General features: G+C 44.5%; 16 protein-coding genes and 1 pseudogene. 8 read left to right on the forward strand and 9 right to left on the reverse strand.

Annotated features, from left to right (window positions below; all coding sequences use genetic code 11):
• The 5 genes from L2717_RS08965 to hemC all read right to left on the reverse strand — a co-directional run.
• Window positions 1–2,369, reverse strand: a 2,369-nt coding sequence (locus L2717_RS08965; protein ID WP_248938032.1) for a retention module-containing protein, incomplete at its 3' end; no start/stop codon positions are given.
• A gap of 428 nt (window positions 2,370–2,797) precedes the next feature.
• Complete coding sequence (locus tag L2717_RS08970; RefSeq protein ID WP_220772195.1) at window positions 2,798–3,964, reverse strand: heme biosynthesis HemY N-terminal domain-containing protein; 1,167 nt, start codon at window positions 3,962–3,964, stop codon at window positions 2,798–2,800.
• Entirely contained in the window at window positions 3,961–5,145 is a 1,185-nt protein-coding gene (locus tag L2717_RS08975; RefSeq protein ID WP_220772197.1) for a uroporphyrinogen-III C-methyltransferase, read from the reverse strand. The genes L2717_RS08970 and L2717_RS08975 overlap by 4 nt, the downstream gene beginning before the upstream one ends.
• A 60-nt stretch (window positions 5,146–5,205) precedes the next feature.
• On the reverse strand, window positions 5,206–5,946 hold the full coding sequence (locus L2717_RS08980; RefSeq protein ID WP_220772199.1) for a uroporphyrinogen-III synthase: 741 nt from the start codon (window positions 5,944–5,946) through the stop codon (window positions 5,206–5,208).
• A 4-nt stretch (window positions 5,947–5,950) separates the two neighbouring features.
• Window positions 5,951–6,883, reverse strand: coding sequence for a hydroxymethylbilane synthase (hemC, locus tag L2717_RS08985; protein ID WP_076499039.1), 933 nt, complete (start codon window positions 6,881–6,883; stop codon window positions 5,951–5,953).
• A 195-nt stretch (window positions 6,884–7,078) separates the two neighbouring features.
• On the opposite strand from hemC, the gene L2717_RS08990 reads away from it, so the two are divergent.
• Window positions 7,079–9,490 (forward strand): class I adenylate cyclase, encoded by a 2,412-nt coding sequence (locus L2717_RS08990; protein WP_220772201.1) that lies wholly within the window; start codon window positions 7,079–7,081, stop codon window positions 9,488–9,490.
• A 107-nt stretch (window positions 9,491–9,597) separates the two neighbouring features.
• Here the strand turns inward: L2717_RS08990 and cyaY are convergent, their stop codons facing one another.
• The gene (gene cyaY / locus L2717_RS08995) at window positions 9,598–9,927 is read right to left on the reverse strand and encodes an iron donor protein CyaY (RefSeq protein WP_076499034.1); all 330 of its coding nucleotides are present in this window, start codon (window positions 9,925–9,927) and stop codon (window positions 9,598–9,600) included.
• Between the two features lie 79 nt (window positions 9,928–10,006).
• Here cyaY and lptM point away from each other — a divergent pair, with 79 nt between their 5' ends.
• The 7 genes from lptM to L2717_RS09030 all read left to right on the forward strand — a co-directional run bounded on the left by lptM (window position 10,007) and on the right by L2717_RS09030 (window position 15,493).
• Complete coding sequence (gene lptM / locus L2717_RS09000; protein ID WP_248938033.1) at window positions 10,007–10,198, forward strand: LPS translocon maturation chaperone LptM; 192 nt, start codon at window positions 10,007–10,009, stop codon at window positions 10,196–10,198.
• Between the two features lie 42 nt (window positions 10,199–10,240).
• Window positions 10,241–11,485, forward strand: coding sequence for a diaminopimelate decarboxylase (lysA, locus tag L2717_RS09005; RefSeq protein WP_076499029.1), 1,245 nt, complete (start codon window positions 10,241–10,243; stop codon window positions 11,483–11,485).
• Between the two features lie 75 nt (window positions 11,486–11,560).
• Window positions 11,561–12,388 (forward strand): diaminopimelate epimerase, encoded by an 828-nt coding sequence (gene dapF, locus L2717_RS09010; protein WP_107883959.1) that lies wholly within the window; start codon window positions 11,561–11,563, stop codon window positions 12,386–12,388.
• Complete coding sequence (locus L2717_RS09015; protein ID WP_076499023.1) at window positions 12,385–13,014, forward strand: DUF484 family protein; 630 nt, start codon at window positions 12,385–12,387, stop codon at window positions 13,012–13,014. The genes dapF and L2717_RS09015 overlap by 4 nt, the downstream gene beginning before the upstream one ends.
• A 59-nt stretch (window positions 13,015–13,073) precedes the next feature.
• Entirely contained in the window at window positions 13,074–13,994 is a 921-nt protein-coding gene (xerC, locus tag L2717_RS09020; RefSeq protein ID WP_220772202.1) for a tyrosine recombinase XerC, read from the forward strand.
• Window positions 13,994–14,725: an HAD-IA family hydrolase gene (locus tag L2717_RS09025; protein ID WP_220772204.1), complete on the forward strand. Its 732-nt coding sequence runs from the start codon at window positions 13,994–13,996 to the stop codon at window positions 14,723–14,725. Before xerC ends, L2717_RS09025 begins: the two co-directional genes overlap by 1 nt.
• Before the next feature lie 189 nt (window positions 14,726–14,914).
• Window positions 14,915–15,493, forward strand: a complete 579-nt coding sequence (locus L2717_RS09030) for a HupE/UreJ family protein (RefSeq protein WP_076499014.1) — start codon at window positions 14,915–14,917, stop codon at window positions 15,491–15,493.
• Window positions 15,494–15,565: 72 nt separating this feature from the next.
• Here the strand turns inward: L2717_RS09030 and L2717_RS09035 are convergent, their stop codons facing one another.
• From L2717_RS09035 to ric, 3 genes and pseudogenes are all read right to left on the reverse strand, one after another.
• Window positions 15,566–16,069 (reverse strand): AlbA family DNA-binding domain-containing protein, encoded by a 504-nt coding sequence (locus L2717_RS09035; protein ID WP_107883950.1) that lies wholly within the window; start codon window positions 16,067–16,069, stop codon window positions 15,566–15,568.
• 248 nt (window positions 16,070–16,317) lie between these two features.
• Window positions 16,318–17,370, reverse strand: a pseudogene (locus tag L2717_RS09040) (FHIPEP family type III secretion protein); the annotation flags it as partial.
• Window positions 17,371–18,098: 728 nt separating this feature from the next.
• Complete coding sequence (gene ric, locus L2717_RS09045; RefSeq protein ID WP_107883917.1) at window positions 18,099–18,842, reverse strand: iron-sulfur cluster repair di-iron protein; 744 nt, start codon at window positions 18,840–18,842, stop codon at window positions 18,099–18,101.
• Window positions 18,843–18,918: the final 76 nt, after the last annotated feature.

Consider the following 18,918-nt stretch of genomic DNA (forward strand, 5'->3'; position numbering starts at 1 on the left):
ACGGTACCGGTGACGGTGACATCGCCAGCCGCTTCTTGGGCATTGAGGACGTCATCGCTGGTGATGTTGTCCACCGTAATGGTGGCGCTGGGCGCTGCGGTATCAATCACCACGTCTTGGGTGACTGTTTTGCTGTTGCCGGCCAAGTCGGTGACGGTGGCGCTGACAGGGTAAGTGCCGTCAGCCAGCTCGCTGTCAGTTAAGTCGATGCTCCAGTTGCCACTGACATCAATCACTAAGCCGTTGGCGGTGGTGTACACCACGCCATTGATGGTGACGGCCAAGGTGCTGTTGTCGCCTAAATCGACCGTGCCGTTGAACACTAAGGTGTTGTCATTGGTGATGAAGTCGCTGCCCGAGGCGCCAGTGTCATCGGTAATGCTGGTGATCGCCACGGTGTTGCCGTCGCCATCTTGGTCAATTTGGGTGTCTACATTGCCATTATCAGTGGCTTTACCTGTATTACCAGCTGGATCTTTCACTGTTGCTACAGCGGTATAATCACCTTCAGCCAGAGGGGTTGTGACGTCTACTGCGTAGGTGCCATCTTCATTAACAGTCGTTGTTAATGTCTGTTCTGCACCTGTGTTATCTGTGACAACAATCGTAATTGCGCTACCTGGCGTTGCATTTGACGAACCAGTAATAGTTGGGGTGGTATCTTGTGTATTATCGGGTGCATCTACAGTAATATTAGGTGCTGTGATATCCACATTACCGTCATCGGTGGCTGTGCCAGTATTACCTGCAGGATCTGTAACTGTCGCTGTTGCTGTAATAGGGCCTTCGGCGAGTGGGCTAATGACATCGACAGAATAGGTACCATCAGGGTTTACTGTGGTGGTGAGAGTCTGCTCTGCACCTGTGCTGTCGGTGACAACAATCGTAATAGTGCTACCTGGCGGTGCATCAGTCGAACCTGTGATCGTTGGTGTAGTATCTTGGGTTTCATCAGGTGCATCAACAGTAATTGTTGGCGCAGTCGTATCGAGTAGTGCTGAATCACTGCCTTCAGGAGATGTGTTACCGGCACTGTCTGTGATCGTCGCTACAACTGTAATCGTTTCGCCTTCACCGGGAGCTAGAAGGTTGAGATTCACAAAGCCATTGTTGATATCTTCCTGAGTCAGTGTGTAGTCAACACCATTAACAGTCAGCGTATCGCCTACATTTGCACCTGTGCCATCTAAGCCAATAGTGACATTGACTTCAGTATTGCCAGCTAGCTCTTCGTTACTGATAAAACCATCATTGTTTGTATCAGTATTGATAGTGACACTAGGTCCCCCATCGGCGACTGGTGTGACATTGATGGTTAATGTTGCTGAAGAGCCAGTATTGGTTGTGTAAGTAATGACTGGTACTTGGCCATTCCAGTTTTCATTTGGCGTGAAAGTATAAGATCCGTCTGTATTAAGAACCAGAATACCGCCTTCGAGCGCGACTTCTGTTCCTGATGCATAGGTGGTACCGCCGACTTCGAAACTCACAACACTTAAGGTTGAGTCTACATCACTGTCATTATCAAGCACGTTGCCTGTTGCTACAGTGTCTTCTGCAACTGTGGTACTGTCATTTGTAATGATGGAAGGATCGTCGACAGGTGTGATATTAATCGTTAACGTCGTACTTGCACCAGTATTAGTGGTGTAGGTAATGACTGGGACTTGGCCATTCCAGTTTTCATTAGGTGTGAAAGTGTACGAGCCATCAGCATTTAATACTAAGGAGCCGCTTTCGAGGGCGACTTCTGTACCAGCCGCGTAGGTTGTTCCATTTATTTCGAAACTAACGACGCTTAAAATTGAATCTACATCACTGTCGTTATCGAGAACGTTGCCAGAAGCAATAGTATCTTCGTCGACAATATTACTGTCATTGTTAAGGATTGAGGGAGAGTCGGTGGCGATTGTTTGTTCTGGTGTATTGATAACTGTCGCTGCGAATGATTGGCCTGACGTTGAGTAGCCTGAGCTTGCTATTATCTCACTACCACCACGGGCTAAAGTGACATAGCCTGAGTTACCGTCACGACCGGGTGTGTTTCCTGCGGCGGTCTCTGGTAGGTTTTTGGTTGGATCTTCGCCTGATGCGATAAGATCTTGTAACGCTTGGATTTCATCAAAAGCAGCGTCATTATTTGCCGTGGGAGCAACCGCAGCTGTTGTATTCGGTTCAACCTCGTTAGATAGCTTAGTGCCATCGTCGAAGGTGATCTCATAGGTTGCGTTTTCGCCTATATTGAGCACAGCACCTTTAGGGAGTTGTTCGCCATCCTTAGCGGGTTGCTTTGAACCATCAACTTCGATATCAATTTGCCCATTTACCAGCTTAAGCAAACCTTTTTTTGATGTAATTACCGATCCCATAGTAAGCTCCCAACAGCCAAGTGTGTTAATCCATAAAGTATTAATCCAACAGATGTGTTGGATCGCGATACAATTGGCGAAATATTAGCTAATGGAACGACGGATGTCAATTTATTGACACAGCTGCGCTGGTTAGTTTTAATGGGCTTGAGCAAGATAAACGTACGATAGTGTCAAAATTTAGATGTGTAACTAGATATAGTGGTTAAATTTGCAGAGTGGGCTGTATTTAGTGTCTTTGGTTTCTATAAAAAAACATATATATAACAAATTAATCTTAAATTAGAGATTAGTAAATTGTAAAAATAGTTTTTTATTAGCAAATAGGTGGGATTTTCAGGGAATATGGCGTTGCTGAGTTGTTAGTCATGATGCCGTGACTCATTATTTAGAAATCACGGCATCGTTTATCGATGGATTGAATAGAGTTATAGATTAGCAGCCTGACGATAACTTTGATTAGCGTTACTTTGCTCGCCTAACTGTTCTTGAATCCTAGCTAAGGCTAACCAAGAGGCTTTAGTCGGTTCTAGTCGACAAACATTTTGCCAGCAGATTTTTGCTTCTTTCATGTCCCTGGTTTGCTGATATAGCTTGGCTAGGCAGGTCTGGTAGTCTGCATTATTCTCATGAGTCACTTCATATTTCAGTAACTCTTTACGGATCTCGGTATCTTGAGCTGTTGTAATTTCGGGGATAGCTTGTAGCAATGTGGGTTCTGGAGAGCTGCGTAACTTTTTCGAGAGCAGTTTCATGGCTTGATCTTTACGATTAAAGCGACACAAACCCATAGCATAAATCGCTAGAAACTGAGACTGATTACGCTCGCTGCGTGGTAACCATTGCCAACATTGTTCTAATGCTTCTTCACCTTTAATGGTTGCCGCTTGCAGTAAAGCACTGTGAGTGGCGATATTTAGTTCATTCAGCTGAGTATCATCAAGGATTTGGCGTTTCTTCAAAATAGGTAACAATAGTTTAAGCGCATCCCAATCTTCTTGTGCTTGATGTAGCTCAAGGGCAAGTTTAAGTACTGGGGCTTTGCTTTTACTTGTAGGAGATAACTTGTCGAGCTCGACGCGGGCTAAGGTTAATTCCCCTTGTTTTAAAAGATACCGAGTGCGTGTGGTTGTAACCGCGTTTGCTGCCAGTGGTTGTGCTGCTGCGCGATTAAGATATTGGTCACGCTCGGCTATTTTTTGTTGATACTGTGCAGCCCGTGCCGCAGCAAGTAAATTCAGTGCAGGTAGCTCGCCGTTGTCAGCGCCTTTGATCATCGCTCGCTCTGCTGCTGGCCAATCTTCTTCAGCCAGTGCTAATGCGCCCATTAATGTATGTTTTTTAGCGGAACGTCGGCGCCAGTGGTGCGGGATAAAACGGCTACGTAACATTAGGTTAATGGCAGTAATTACTATCCATTCCAGTATTTGAAATACAGCATAAAATATAATTAAAGCAATGATGCCAAAGACTAAACTGGTTTCAATCTGATAATCACCTGCCGCAATGTACACATACCCAGTATTGCCGACCAACCAAGGGCTGATGCATAAACCGATCAGCACTATGAGTAACAACATTAATATCTTAATCATAGTGGCGCACCCTCTAATGAGGTGAGTTCACCATAACTTGTGAGCTGTAACAGTAGAGGTTTTGCGGCAAAGGATTTTACGGTTATAGGGTCAAGTTCTAAGGTTGCTAATTTATCAATTTCGGCAATGGCTTCGACCGTTTTATGATCTTGTATATCAAAGTTGGCTTGTATCCATTTACGCGCCATCATAAGCGATTGGTGATACGAAGCTCTGTCATAGCGATATAGTGCAAGTTGGCATTGCAATAGTTTATGGCGAATATTTTCAACTAAATACCACTGTTGCTCTGGTGCGAGTAAGGCGGGTGCATCAGCGGTTTTATGGCGGATAGTGATAAAGTCTTCAGTTAATGCTTTCCAGGTTTTACCTAAATTGCTTTGCCAATCATTTAAATCGCTGGTAATCACAGTATCTTGCGGCGCATCGGCTTCTACATCAGTGCGATTAAGTGGCAGTTTATCGAGTTGCTCAATTAAGGTATCCAGAGCTAACACACTACCATCAATATCGGTTGTTTTTATGCTGGACGTGGCGGCGATATCTTTTGCCAGTGCTTTACGAATCGGTAATAACGCGGGGTTGTTCATCGCGGCGATGGTTTCATCGGCTGATTTCAATAAATCAGTGGCAGTGCGGGGATCTTTCTCTAGCCATAGTTTGCGACCTGCCATATTTACTAGATATTCGGCTTCTGAGGCCATCCAATGAGTAGGACTGCGCTGGGCGAGTTTATTGATTCTATCCTGCAATTGCTTTTGTTCTTCGGTTAACTTAGATAATTCTTGGTAAGTCTTAGCATCATTTAGCTGTTGCTGCTCAAGCTGACTAATACGTTGATTGGGTTGTAGCAGTGCTTGCTGTAGTTGCTCTTGCAGGGCGAGATTTTTCTGATTCTGCGTTAGTAGTTGTTGTTGCATCTGTTGATACAACATAAAGCCGCCGCCAAGGCAGCATACCGTTAAGCCTAATGCTAATAAAACCCCCAAACGAATTGCCCATGAGCTTCTAGTGGAGACAGTGGTTTTGCGCGCAGTGCTTTGTGGTTTGGCTTTACTTGATTGAGTTTCAGCGGAGGATGCTGAAGTCGCGGGCGTGTCATCGGTTATTATCGATGGTGCAATAATAGCAGGAGTAGCCTCTGATTCTGTATTTTTTGCGTCGTGCTTATTGTTATCCATTTAACAGTCCTTGAAAACATGCTACTGCCGAAACTCGAGTAAAATCGGGCTAAATAGCGCTTAGAGTTTAAGGGCGTTTAGCACGGCTTTGTTGTTGGCTGCACTAGCATTGGTAACTTGGGTTATACCAAAAGCGCGAGCTTGAGCTTCTACTCGATGACTTGGGACTATGATATGACATGCGCGCAGCCATGCAAATAACTCTTTTGGCACTAAATTAATCAGATTATCGAGAGTTTCACCGCTGGTGATAACAATAGTGTCTATCCCGCAGTGCTGCCATTGTAAGGCAATGTGTCGTCCATCTAGCGGTGGACAAGCTCGTTGATACACTTCCCAATAGCGAACATTGGCGCCGCGCTCAACTAATTGCTCGGCTAATGCTTCACGGCCGCCAACACCCCGAATAATAATAATTTGTTTATTTTTAATATCTTGTAGCGGCGAGAGTGTGAGTAATCCCTCGGTCTGCTGACAATCATCTGGGGCTTCAAGGGCTACAATACCGAGTTTATCTAATGCTTCCCATGTAGCGTGTCCAACAGCAAAATATTGAGCTTGAGGCCATGTTTGAGTTTGTGGATCTGTAGCGGTTAAAGCGTCGTCAGCAAACGTTACCGCATTGGCGCTGATACAGATAATCATATCGGCGTTGGCCAGTGGATGCGGGATACTTGCTGCGATAGGGGGCATCGCTTGGACACACAATAGAGGTGTGACCCAGTGGGCAATGCCTCGTTCATTCAAGGCATCAACCATAGACTGATTGCGCCCTTCAGGACGCGTCAGTAAGACTTTCATCGGCTTAAGCTTTAGCGTAAACGGCGTCGAGTATGCTTTTTGCACCTTTGCTTAAGAGTTCTTCTGCAAGAGCAATACCTAATTGCGTTGATTCGGTTTTGGGGCCGGTGATCACGCCTTCGATGATTTCGCTGCCATCAGGGTTCCCAACAAGGCCACGTAACGTCATTTCATCACCCACAATTTCAGCAAATGCGCCAATCGGTACTTGGCAGCCACCTTCTAGGCGAGTGTTCATCGCACGCTCGGCGATAACGCGGTAACGCGTTTCTAAATGTTCTAATGGAGCCAGCAGGGCTTTAACACGCTCATCATTAGTACGGCATTCAATACCGACTGCACCTTGGCCATTGGCGGGTAATGATTCTTCTGGAGAAATGAAATTTGCAATTCTCGCTGACAATTTGAGGCGAATAAGTCCTGCAGCAGCAAGAATAATAGCATCGTATTCGCCGTTATCTAGCTTGGCTAAGCGCGTACCGACGTTGCCGCGTAAATCTCTAATCACAATATCAGGGCGCGCCGCACGTAATTGGCATTGGCGACGTAAACTTGAAGTACCAACGATTGCGCCTAGTGGTAATTCGCTGATGGATTTATATAAATTTGATACAAAAGCATCGCGTGGATCTTCGCGCTCGCAAATAATCTCAAGCCCTAAGCCTTCAGGAAACTCGACCGGTACATCTTTCATTGAATGCACAGCGATATCAGCTTGGCCTTCTAATATAGCGACTTCGAGTTCTTTAACAAATAAGCCTTTGCCGCCAACTTTAGCTAATGGCGTGTCTAACATGACATCGCCTTTGGTGCTCATGGGCAGTAGTTCAACCACAATACCTGGGTGAATACGCTCTAATTCAGCTTTAACAAATTCAGCTTGCCACATGGCTAGCGGGCTCTTACGAGTAGCAATACGAATGTGATTTTGAGACATGCTTGAGTTTCCATCAAAGATCATAGTTGCGCCAATGCTAACATTGGCACATCGTTTATGTAAGGAAGCAGTGTCGATTCTTTGAAGTCTGCGAGGTTCTGAGTTAAACGTAAATGTGATGAGGATCACGTTTGGTTGCTCGAATTTACAGAAGTGTTAACATGAGAACATTCTTCATATGCGCCGTGTTTTTGAATGGATCAGCAAATACAATTTCCTGATATAGCCGAAAAGCTTAATAAAGTGCGAATAGCGCGTGCTTTAGTATTGCTGCCCCCGCTGCAAAAGCACTTATTTCATCTGATCCCCTTTCTCGTTCACCACAATAGCGTTAAGTATCCCGGTTACAGTGCCTCCAATACTCCCTGTGGCATTAATGAGTATATTGTTGATGAGCGAGAGTCCCAAGCCTGTGACGTATTTTCACTGCCATTTATGACTGAAGAGGCCGATGTGAATGCGTTTGAAGGCGTTTATGCTATGGGGAGCACCGGTAGTTTTGGCCAAAACAATAAGAGTGATGTGGATGTTTGGCTCATACACCGTGCCGATTTGTGTGCTGAAGATTTAGCGTTAATCAGAGTTAAGACCAACAGGTTGACTGCTTGGTTTGCCGAGTATCAGTTTGAGGTTAATTTTTACTTAGTCCATCCGCAGCAGTTTTGTGGCGATCAAGCTATCCATGGCTGTCAATCATCTATGGCCCACGAACACAGTGGTAGTGCTCAACATTGGTTATTACTTGAAGAATTTTATCGTAGCCAAATTCGGCTAGCGGGTAAAACGATTGCATGGTGGCCAGACGCAAAACTCAATCCAGCACTGTTGTCCTTAGGTGACGTACACGAATTGCCCGCGAGTGAGTATTTTGGGGCTTCGTTATGGCAGCTCTATAAAGGTTTGGATAAACCCCATAAAGCCTTGATTAAAGTATTGTTACTTGAAGCTTATGCTAGCGATTACCCACATTCTAGCTTGCTTTGCGATCGCCTGTGGCAGCGATCTTTAGCGGGAGATTTCTCGATATTGAATGATGCTTATTATTCTATTTACGAGATCATTGAAGCCTATTTACTTAAGCAAAATGATACCCGTCGACTTGAGATTGTACGCCGCTGTTTTTATCTGAAATGTGGTCTGTATTTGAGCCGCGTTCAAGAGGGGAAAGATTGGCGCTATGCTCAATTAAAACAGTTAGTACAGGACTGGCAGTGGCCCGATAGCTTAATTGCGACTTTAGACGACTGTGAGCATTGGCACAGTGGTCAACTCAATTGGTTTAACGACCAGCTTAACGAGCTATTATTGGCAAGTTACCAAACCTTACTGCGTTTCGCATCGACGCATGCATTAAATGAAGGTTTGCGGATTGAAGAGCTCGGCATGCTGACTCGAAAATTACATACCTATTTTAGCCAAGATGAAGATCAAATCGCCAAGCTTAATTTGCTGTGGAGCGCTTCGGTCGCTGAGTCTGAAGTCACTATGGTGTCAAGCTCGCGTGTACGTGAGTACTACCTTTATCGACAAGGGCCACAGCCACAAAATCTTTTAGGTGAATCGGCAATATGTAAAGGTAAGGCGCCATCAACCTTGATGATTTGGGCCTGTTTAAACGGAGTTTCTACACCTGAAACCAAATGGCATGAGTTTGGTCAGAGTAAAGCCAAATCGCGGCGTCTTACCGAAGCATCAAAACGGCTGCTTAATTTTATTGGCCACGATTGGCGCGTGTCAAAGTTGGATTTATGTAAGCCTTGGCACTTCCGTAAATTAATTTTTATGCTGAATTTAGACTGCGACCCCACGATTGAATGGCTCGGACAGGAAATGATGGTCGATGTGATGAACGCGAACGTGTTTTCACTCGGACGTAAAAAAGCCAATATGCTCGGTGCATTAGATGCGATTTGTTTAAACAGTTGGGGTGAGTGGCAGTGCCATCGCTTTGAAGGCGATACCGCAGTACTGCAAGCGTTAGCCTTTGTCACGCCTGGATTAAGACGTGCCAATTTGCCTGTGGATATCGATGTGATCAGCTGCTCGCAAAAATTACGGCCGCAACTTAAATTAGCCGTCAAAACTTTACTGAGGCAAACTGTGCGTCTGTGCCAACAAGTGCAGCAATCGAGCACCTTAGTGCAGCCACTGCAGATACGTCATACCCGTTATGGCATCTTTTTTAATCCACTCGGTATGGCCTATCAGGACTTGAGTGATGCTAAGTCTTTTTATCAACAGTTATCTCGTAGTCACTTAGTGCAACTGCCGCGCCCTGAGCTGGGCGATGATCCCTTTTCGAGTATGCCTAAAGTGGTGCAAAACTATGCCGCTAAAGGTACTATCCAGTATTTTTTACGCCAGCGAACCGATAACTTGGACGTATTTATTCTCGATGAAGAAAACCAGTTAAGTCATTATGTTCAGGCGGGATCCAACATGGACGAGTTAGTCAATAAAGTGAGTCATCACTATGTGTTTGACGAGCACTATGCTTCACGTGCACAGTTTAATATTCCGCAGTTTTTTCATTTAGTACGAGTCATGGGCGAGTTAACCGTGGCACCTTTCGGTATGGACATTACCGATCAAGATACTGAATTTTAACGTTACTTTTAGATGCGTTGAAAATACAGTCGGTTGAGAATAAGTGATGGGAAATAAACAATGGGAGCCTTAGCTCCCATTTTGTTTTGCGCAATACACAGTTTGAATTAAAAACTGAGTTTAATTCCACCTTGGCGCTGGATAGAGTCTTGTACGAATGGCATAAATTCGTTGCCACTACGCCCGTCAATCCACTTACCCTCTACAAAACCAAAGTGGTACCCACCAAAACGTGTGGCTAACCAAATCTCGTGCAAAGGTTCTTGCTTGTTGATAACAATTTTTGAGCCATCAACAAACTCTAATTGTAATACGTTGCCACTGGCATCGATATCGACATCGGCATCTTGCTCATCAATCGCAGTTTCAATCGCATTTTCTATCGCTTGGAACATGTCATCAGCGAGCTGGTGAAATTCTGTATCTGTCATGGCCATGCATTTCTGTCCTTTGCTTTCGTCAAGATGGATGCGATTATAAGGCTATTAGCCATCAGATGCACAGATGTTGAGAAAAATGAGACTGTTTTTATTGTTATTGCTTGGTAGCCTATTTATTACGGCATGTGGTCAGAAAGGCCCTCTTTATCGCTCACCAGCCACTGAGGTTAGTCAGCCTAAAAGCGTCGAGGCGTCTAAAGCGGCGTCTGAGGCAGAAGAAATCAAGACCGAAATTAGATCCATCGAAGTACAAAAAAACCAACAATAACAATTACCATTGCAGCGATAACGCGCAGTAAGGAATCAGACATTGGATCACTTTCTCTACCAAGATAATACCTTGTATGCCGAAGGCTGTCAGGTTACTGAATTAGCTCAAACTTATGGCACACCACTGTATATCTATTCGCGCGCAACCCTTGAGCGCCATTGGCATGCTTTTAATAATGCAGTGGCAGACCATCCACATCTTATTTGCTATGCAGTTAAAGCTAACGCTAACCTTGCGGTACTGAATGTATTAGCACGTTTAGGCAGTGGTTTTGATATTGTGTCCGGCGGTGAACTCGCTCGCGTCATCGAAGCCGGTGGCGATCCGGCTAAAGTGGTGTTCTCTGGTGTGGGTAAAACCGTTGCTGAAATGGAGCAAGCACTTAATCTGGGCATTTACTGTTTTAACGTTGAATCAAGCGCCGAGCTTGAGCAGTTAAATCAGGTTGCGGGCCGTTTGGGTAAAGTTGCCCCTGTATCACTGCGGATAAATCCAGATGTCGACGCTGGAACTCATCCTTATATTTCGACTGGTCTTAAAGAAAACAAATTCGGTATTGCTATGGACGAGGCGGAAATCGTTTTCGCCCGTGCCCGTGTTTTACCTCATCTACATATTAAAGGTGTAGATTGCCATATCGGCTCGCAATTGACTGAAATCCAACCATTCCTTGATGCGATGGATCGTATGCTGGCATTAATCGATCGCTTGGCAGAGCAAGGTATTGTTATTGAGCATTTCGATGTCGGTGGCGGTTTAGGGGTGACTTATGATGATGAAACCCCGCCGCACCCTGATGTGTATGCCGCGGCTCTACTTAAGCGTTTAGGCAGCCGCCAACTTAAACTGATTTTTGAACCGGGGCGCGCAATTGCCGCTAACGCGGGGATTTTTGTCACTCAAGTGCTTTACCTTAAAGAAAACAGTGATAAGCGTTTTGCGATTGTCGATGGCGCGATGAATGACTTAATCCGTCCAGCGCTTTACAGTGCATGGCAAAAAATTATTCCCGTAGTGCCAAGAAGCTCACAAGCCTATGATTTTGATATCGTTGGCCCAGTGTGCGAAACCGGTGACTTTTTAGGTAAAGATCGCCAACTTGCGTTAGCGGCCGGTGATTTGCTTGCTGTACGCTCCAGTGGTGCCTATGGTTTTGCAATGGCATCTAACTACAATACGCGCCCTCGTGCGGCCGAGATTATGGTCGATGGTGAGCAGGCTTACCTTGTGCGTGAGCGAGAAAAGTTATCGCAACTGTGGCAAGGTGAGCAGCTCCTGCCGTAAACTAGAAAAATATATTGATTCAGGCGCTTGGATTCATCATTTATGAGCCGCGCCTTGGCTTAAAGGATAAGTATCTTGATCCAATTCACTAAGATGCACGGTCTTGGCAATGATTTTATGGTGGTTGATGGGATCACACAAAACGTGTTTTTTTCGCCAGAGCAAATCCGCCGTCTAGCCGATCGTAACTTTGGCATCGGTTTTGACCAACTTCTTTTAGTTGAGCCGCCCTATGATCCTGATTTAGATTTTCATTATCGTATTTTTAATGCTGACGGCAGTGAAGTTGAGCAATGTGGCAATGGTGCGCGTTGTTTTGCGCGTTTTGTACGTAATAAGGGGCTGACAAATAAGAATAAAATTCGTGTTAGCACCTCATCTGGCAAAATGACATTGCGTTTGGAGCGTGATGGAACGGTTACCGTAAATATGGGTGTGCCAATTCTCGAGCCGAGTCAAATTCCTTTTAAAGCCAAGAAACCCGAAAAAACCTACCTACTGCAAACACCGCTACAAACCTTTTTATGTGGTGTAGTGTCGATGGGTAATCCACATTGTGTGCTCGATGTTGAAGATGTGACCAGCGCTCCTGTCGCTGAAATTGGCGCTATGTTGACCAAACATGAACGCTTTCCGCGCGGGGTTAATGTAGGCTTTATGCAAGTGGTAAACTCAGGTCATATTAAACTGCGGGTGTATGAACGCGGTGCGGCTGAAACCTTAGCTTGTGGTACAGGTGCGTGCGCTGCTGTGGTTGTCGGCCAAATACAAGGCAAGTTAGGGAAACAAGTACAGGTAGATTTACCCGGCGGCACGTTAAGTATTAACTGGGAAGGTGAAGGTAAGCCTTTGTGGATGACGGGTCCTGCACAGCACGTTTACGATGGACAAATTCAGTTATGACCGAGCCTTTGATGCCGCAGACTAATGTGCCCTTCGATGAGTTGATAATTCGTGAGTATCTACTCGATAATCCTAGCTTTTTTAATCGTTACCCTGAACTGCTACTAGCAATGCGTTTACCTCATATGGAGCGTGGCGCGATATCCTTAGTAGAACGTCGCCAAGAAATGCTGCGCCAGCGGGTGAGCCAATTAGAAGAAGAGATCACTAGCCTATTAACGATGGCGACGCGTAACGAAAAAATTTATCAATTCAATACCGAGTTATCATTTAAGTTACTGAACTGTGCTGATTTAATCTCACTCAAGGAAGTCTTAGCCGATAGTTTGAAAATGCAGTTTAACTTTAGTCATGTGCGTTTAATCAGCGTTCTTGATGCCGATATGAAGGCAATATGGGATCAAAGGCTGCATAAAGGTCACTATTTTGGTCGCTTAACACAGCAAGAAGCTAAACGTTTATTTGGTAGTGAAGTGGGCTCGGTGGCACTGACTAAATTGTCCGAAGATACCCCAGTCATTTTTGCGATTGCCAGCCAAGATGCAACCCATTTTCACCCAGATATGGATAACATGCTACTGGAACAATTGCAGCGTTTACTGGCGCATATGCTTGCTAAGCTGTAAAAGCAATGGGGTGGCATTTACTCCCTTAGTTTTTACAGTAAACCGATGAGGAAACCGAGATGAGTACGCAAACAGGCGAAGTGTTGGCGCTTAATACTCAATGGTTACAAACCTTTGAACGCTATTTGAGTACTGAGAAGCAGTTGTCTGCCTATACAGTGCGTAATTACCTATATGAGCTCAATCGTGGCAGTGCACTTTTACCTGAAAGTGTGCATCTACTTAATGTGAGCCGTGAGCATTGGCAGCAAGTATTAGCCAAATTACATCGCCAAGGTTTAAGCCCACGATCCCTTTCTCTGTGTTTATCTGCGGTAAAGCAATGGGGTGAGTTTCTACTGCGCGAAGGTGTCATTGAGCTTAATCCTGCCAAAGGTCTAAGTGCGCCGAAACAAGCCAAACCGCTGCCGAAGAATATCGATATCGATGCCATTACCCATTTGCTGGACATTGAAGGCACAGATCCCCTAAGTCTGCGGGATAAAGCCATGATGGAGTTGTTTTATTCCAGTGGCCTGCGTTTGGCAGAGCTTGCGGCGCTTAATATATCCAGCGTGCAATACGACGTGAAAGAAATGCGAGTTTTAGGTAAAGGTAATAAAGAGCGTATCGTCCCAGTCGGGCGCTTGGCGATTGATGCTCTACAGGCTTGGCTTAATTGTCGAAAGCAAATCCCCTGCGAAGATAACGCCTTATTTGTGACTGAAAAAGGTAAGCGTTTATCCCATCGCAGTATTCAGGCACGAATGGCAAAATGGGGACAAGAACAGGCATTATCGGTACGAGTTCATCCACATAAACTGCGTCATTCCTTTGCCACTCACATGTTAGAAGCGAGCGCCGATCTGCGGGCGGTGCAAGAATTATTGGGCCATGCCAACCTAGCGACCACACAAATCTATACCAGTTTGGATTTCCAACACTTAGCTAATGTGTATGATAACGCCCATCCTCGAGCGAAAAAACCACAGGATAAATAATGCGTTGCTATCTTAGACCCCAACATATTCAAGCGATCAGTTTCGATCTCGATGACACCTTATACGACAATCTACCGCATATTCTAAATGCTGAAGCTGAGCTGGCGATATTTTTACAACAGGTGTTTCCTTTATCGCAGGCATGGCAACCCCATGATTGGCGCAGTCTAAAACAACAACTCCTGCAGCAACATCGCGAACTTGCCCACGACACTAGCGCAGCCCGTTTGGCCACGCTGCGCTGCGGCCTCATTCAATTAGGTTATTCGGCTATGGAGGCTGAGCGCGGCGCTGAGCAAGGATTAGCGTGTTTTTATTTTCATCGCAGTAATTTTCGAATATCTGATGAAGTGCTGTTATTACTCAAACACTTGTCAGGGCATTTTAGATTAGTCGGCATCACTAATGGTAATGTGGATGCCGAGCGGATTGGTTTAGGCGATGCTTTTGAATTTGTGCTTCACCCTGGTAGTGGCGTGCAAATGAAACCCGCTAAGGACATGTTCGAGTTGGCTTGTTTGCGGTTAAATATTGCGCCGCAGCATTTACTCCATGTGGGCGATAACATGAATGCCGATGTTCGTGGCGCGCGGCTTGCTGGGTGTCAATCTGTATGGTTGAACCCCAGTTTTGGCCGAAACGATTCGTTACCTATCGCAACTCTATTACCACATTTAGAAATTACCTCCCTTGATGCTTTGGCAAAAGTGCTAGCAATTGATGCAAAATAGTTCAGTGTGACAATAGTTCAGTGTACATTTTCAACCTGCATCTTTACTGATCTAAGGGTGATTGAGATCAAGGTTTTACCACCATATTTACACTAAAGTTAAGCTTTAATTGAAGCCCATAAGCGATCTGACACTATATTTTCAGATAGCGTGGTATCAATCACTAAAGTCACTGACTAAGGCTATTTTATGGCGCGTATTGGTTTGTTATTACTGCTCAGCTTATGTGGGATTGCGCCGGTGTCGGCCCATGAAATTCATTCAGGCGGCGGCTTCATGTCAGGGTTTAATCATCCTGTTTTGGGGTTTGATCATCTGTTAGCGATGTTGAGTGTGGGTATGTTGAGTACCCAGCTTGGTGGTCGCGCTATTTGGACTGTGCCACTCGCCTTTGTCGTTTTTATGTTGTTTGGTGGAATATTAGGTTTATACGCAGTTGCCGTTCCCTTCGTTGAAATAGGTATCGCTTTATCAGTGTTGCTGCTTGGGCTTGCTATCGCTTTTGACCGTCAAATCCCGCTGTTATTTGCTATGACTTTTGTAGGGGTATTTGCGATTTTTCACGGCCATGCCCACGGCGCAGAAATACCGGAATTGGCAAGTCCAGTCCTGTACGCCTTAGGTTTTTTATTTGGTACAGCGGTTATCCATTTAGGTGGCGTAATGATAGGTCTTGGGATGCAAAAGATGACAGGGCAACGCAACTTAATGCGTGTCACGGGCGCAGCGATTGCCGCCATGGGGGGCTATTTATTAGCAGGATTGTGAGGCTGATTGTAAGGCTATCGCAGGCTTATACTTATACTTATAATAGGATTAGTCAGGTTGTAGAGCGGTAAGTTAACGCGCCTTGAGTTGTTTCATGCAAAGATGGGCGCGGCGTTGCATTAGATTGACCTGCCGACGACTTGCATGCATGTCGGCATCTCCTACCCTAAAATAGCTTCCCGTATAGGGATCCCCGCCCACATAAATTGGTTTTAGCTGTTCTGGCGCCAGCGGTATACGGATACGAATAAGCTTTTTATTCATAATTTCAATAATCTGTACATCCGAAATTGCCAAGATATTGTGACTGGTGCGGCTAGGGTTATCGAGTATTTCCCAAAACTCCTGCAAAACGGGCAGGGGATTCGGTATACCTTCAATACTGAAATGGCCATGTTCTTCACGTACACCTAAGATAATCTCGCCACCTAGCGTGTTGGCAAAGGAACTATAGGTTGCCCAAATATCTTCGGGCAATTGACCTTGTCCGTCACGGCCACCGGCGAGCTTAAATTCTACTTGGGCCGATTCATGTAAATCGTCGATATCATCGAGTGCAAATGATTGAAATGTCATGGCAGCTTATCCGTCAGCGACACGTGACTTGTTGTAGCACGTCGATAATTGAAAGGCCAGACTTAGGGATCCACAGGTCTGGCAAAAGCTGGTTATTGAAATACAGTCATGGGCAACAGTAAATCGATGTTAAGCATGACATAACACAATTCATGCATTGTCTTCAGGTTTATTATGGTCACTGCCAAATAATTCGAGGCGCCTAGCGCCTCGAATTATTAATTAGATGCTGATAATAAAGCGGTGGACTAGCCGAGTTGTCCTGCAATCATCAGTTCTTTTGTTTCAGGGACTTCATTATAGGATAAAACATGGAGTCCCCGTGCGAAGGCGAGTGCATAACGTGCTAGGAAAGGTCTGAGCTGCGGCGACACTAGCAGGATTGGGTTATAGCCCTTCTCTTTGGTTTCGGCTAGTAACTGAGGCATTTTTTGTTGCAGTTGTGCTAGTAAATTCGGCTCGATGGGGAAGCTATCCAGTGCGACTTTGCCTTGCTGTTGTGATTGATTCAGTGCAATCATTAAAGTCTGCTCTAACTCTGGAGTCAGGGTGAGTACGTTTAACTGCGAACTGCTACCGGCAATTTGATGCAATATGGTGTTGCGTAAAGCACAGCGGACATCAGCAGCGAGTAAGACGGGATCTTTTGTTTGTTCACTGCATTCCAATAGCGTGGTAGCTATAGTGCGTATATCTTTGAGCGGTACTTGTTCTTTAAGTAACAGACGGAAAACTTTAAGTAACTGTATTGTTGTTAAACTTGTACTGAGTGATTCTGCAAGCTTAGGCGCCTGCTTACTTAACCTGTCAGTGAGTTGCATAATATCATCATGTTGCAATAATTCTGGCAATGATTCTCGTAGCAGTTTACTGACATGAGTAGCAATAATCGTGGCATTATCGACGACGGAATAACCTAAGTTGAGTGCCTTTGCTTTTAAATCTGGTGCTATCCAAATGGCATCCATTTGGTAAGCGGGTTCTTTAGTTAAAATACCATCAATTTTGCCATATACAGGGCCACTTTTTATCGCTAATAAAAGGTCAGGCTCGAGCTCGGCAATTGCGACTTGAGTTCCCATAAAATTTATTTGATATGCATGTGGTGCTAACGCTAAGTTATCGCGTACTCTGACTTCTGATAATAAAAAACCAACTTGCTCTGAGAGTGTGCGCCTGATCCCTGTCAGGCGTTTTTGTAATTCAGCTCCTTTAGTTTTTTCAACTAAGTGCACCAATCTATAGCCTAATCTGACTTCGATAATGTCGGTAAACGGCAACGACTCCCAGCTTGGAGCTGAAGCAGGGCCGGATTATACATTGTTAAATTGGTTAACAAACCTATCCAGTCGAACGAATTTCATTCGATTATGGATGATTTATATCAATCAATAATCTCGCATTAAGTCGACTTAAGAACAAAATAGCTAAATGTTAACAGAATTTACAAAGCATAATCTCACCCTGCGCTGGATATCAGATAACAATATTGACATCCAACGGCTGGTTGATGCGATTAAATTACGGGCGAAAACATAGGGGCATGCAATGGCTTCATCTGTTAATCGTAACGGTTCAGATAAACTGCAGAAAGTCTTTCTTTATTTAATCCTGCTTAATTTGCTGTTACTTACCGTTGTTTCTATTAATATAAATACATTACGTTTTAGTCATGGCGTTATTGTTTTAATAATGATGTTTATCTACAACTATTTTCTTGTGCATTTATGCTATATACGTGCAGCAAGGTCGCAGGATGCCTATCTTATTTACCCCGTTGTTATTGGAGCGCTCAGTTCTTTTTTCTTAGTAGTGTATTTTTTCTTTTTACATTAAGCGCTTCAAATATCATTATTTATGTATTAGGGCTATGTTTTAGAGTCATAAATTAGAGGGAGTTGTGTCGATAAGTCTTGTTGAGGTTATTATTAAATCTACAGGCTAAATCCGCATTATTTTTTAGTGATCATCTAAAGTTAAGAACAGGGATAAGCACAACTATGTGCTTATCCCTTTTTCGTTATCAATCTTATTGTGCTAAAACGAGTGCTTTAGGGAATAAAATATTACTTTCTAAATGGATATGTCTGTGTAAGTCAGCCTCAAATTCTGCAAGTGTCGCATAACAAACGCGCCAGGTGGTGCAAGCATGCGGTGGTGGCGTAAAGTCGTTGGTTAATTGGTGTAGCTGCTCCAAAATGGCCCCCGCTTCTTCATGCTCATGTTGCATAGCATTAATTGGGTTGCTGATATGCCCAAAACAACCATTCACTTGCTCACCTTGACTGAGTGAGCGAATGGCTGGAAATAATATTTTTTCTTCCTTCATTAAATGCGGCATTAAGTCTTCAACTAGCGCACGTACTAAACCTGCAAAAGGAATGATTTCGTCATGTTCTTTACCGTGAGCTCTTACCATTTTTTCTGAGTATTCAATCAATAAAGGCCCTTTGGCGCGTATATATTGATGATGGGTCGATTCGATAAAATCAATCAACTCTGCAAGCGGTAAATGATTCGATTCATCCTCTTTGCCGTTAGCCAGGGATGCTGAGTTTAATGCCGCCACAACCGCTCCTGTATCAGCGCCAGCGCGTTCACAGGCGACAGATAATAGTTTGCCACCGCCGCAACAAAAATCGATACCAAATTGACTAAATACATGGGCACGACGGAAATCTTCGACGACTAGCTCTCCGACTTTTCTATCCAACCAAGATTGAGATGATTCTTCATGGGCAAATAATTCAGATGATGCATTAGCAGATGACATGGAAACGCTCCAATACGGCAATTTATTTACATGCATGTTATTTGCATCTTAATAAGTAAGCAAGCAAAGCGTATTT

It is taken from the genome of Shewanella glacialipiscicola (genome assembly GCF_023283485.1).
Classification (GTDB): Bacteria; Pseudomonadota; Gammaproteobacteria; order Enterobacterales; family Shewanellaceae; genus Shewanella; species Shewanella glacialipiscicola.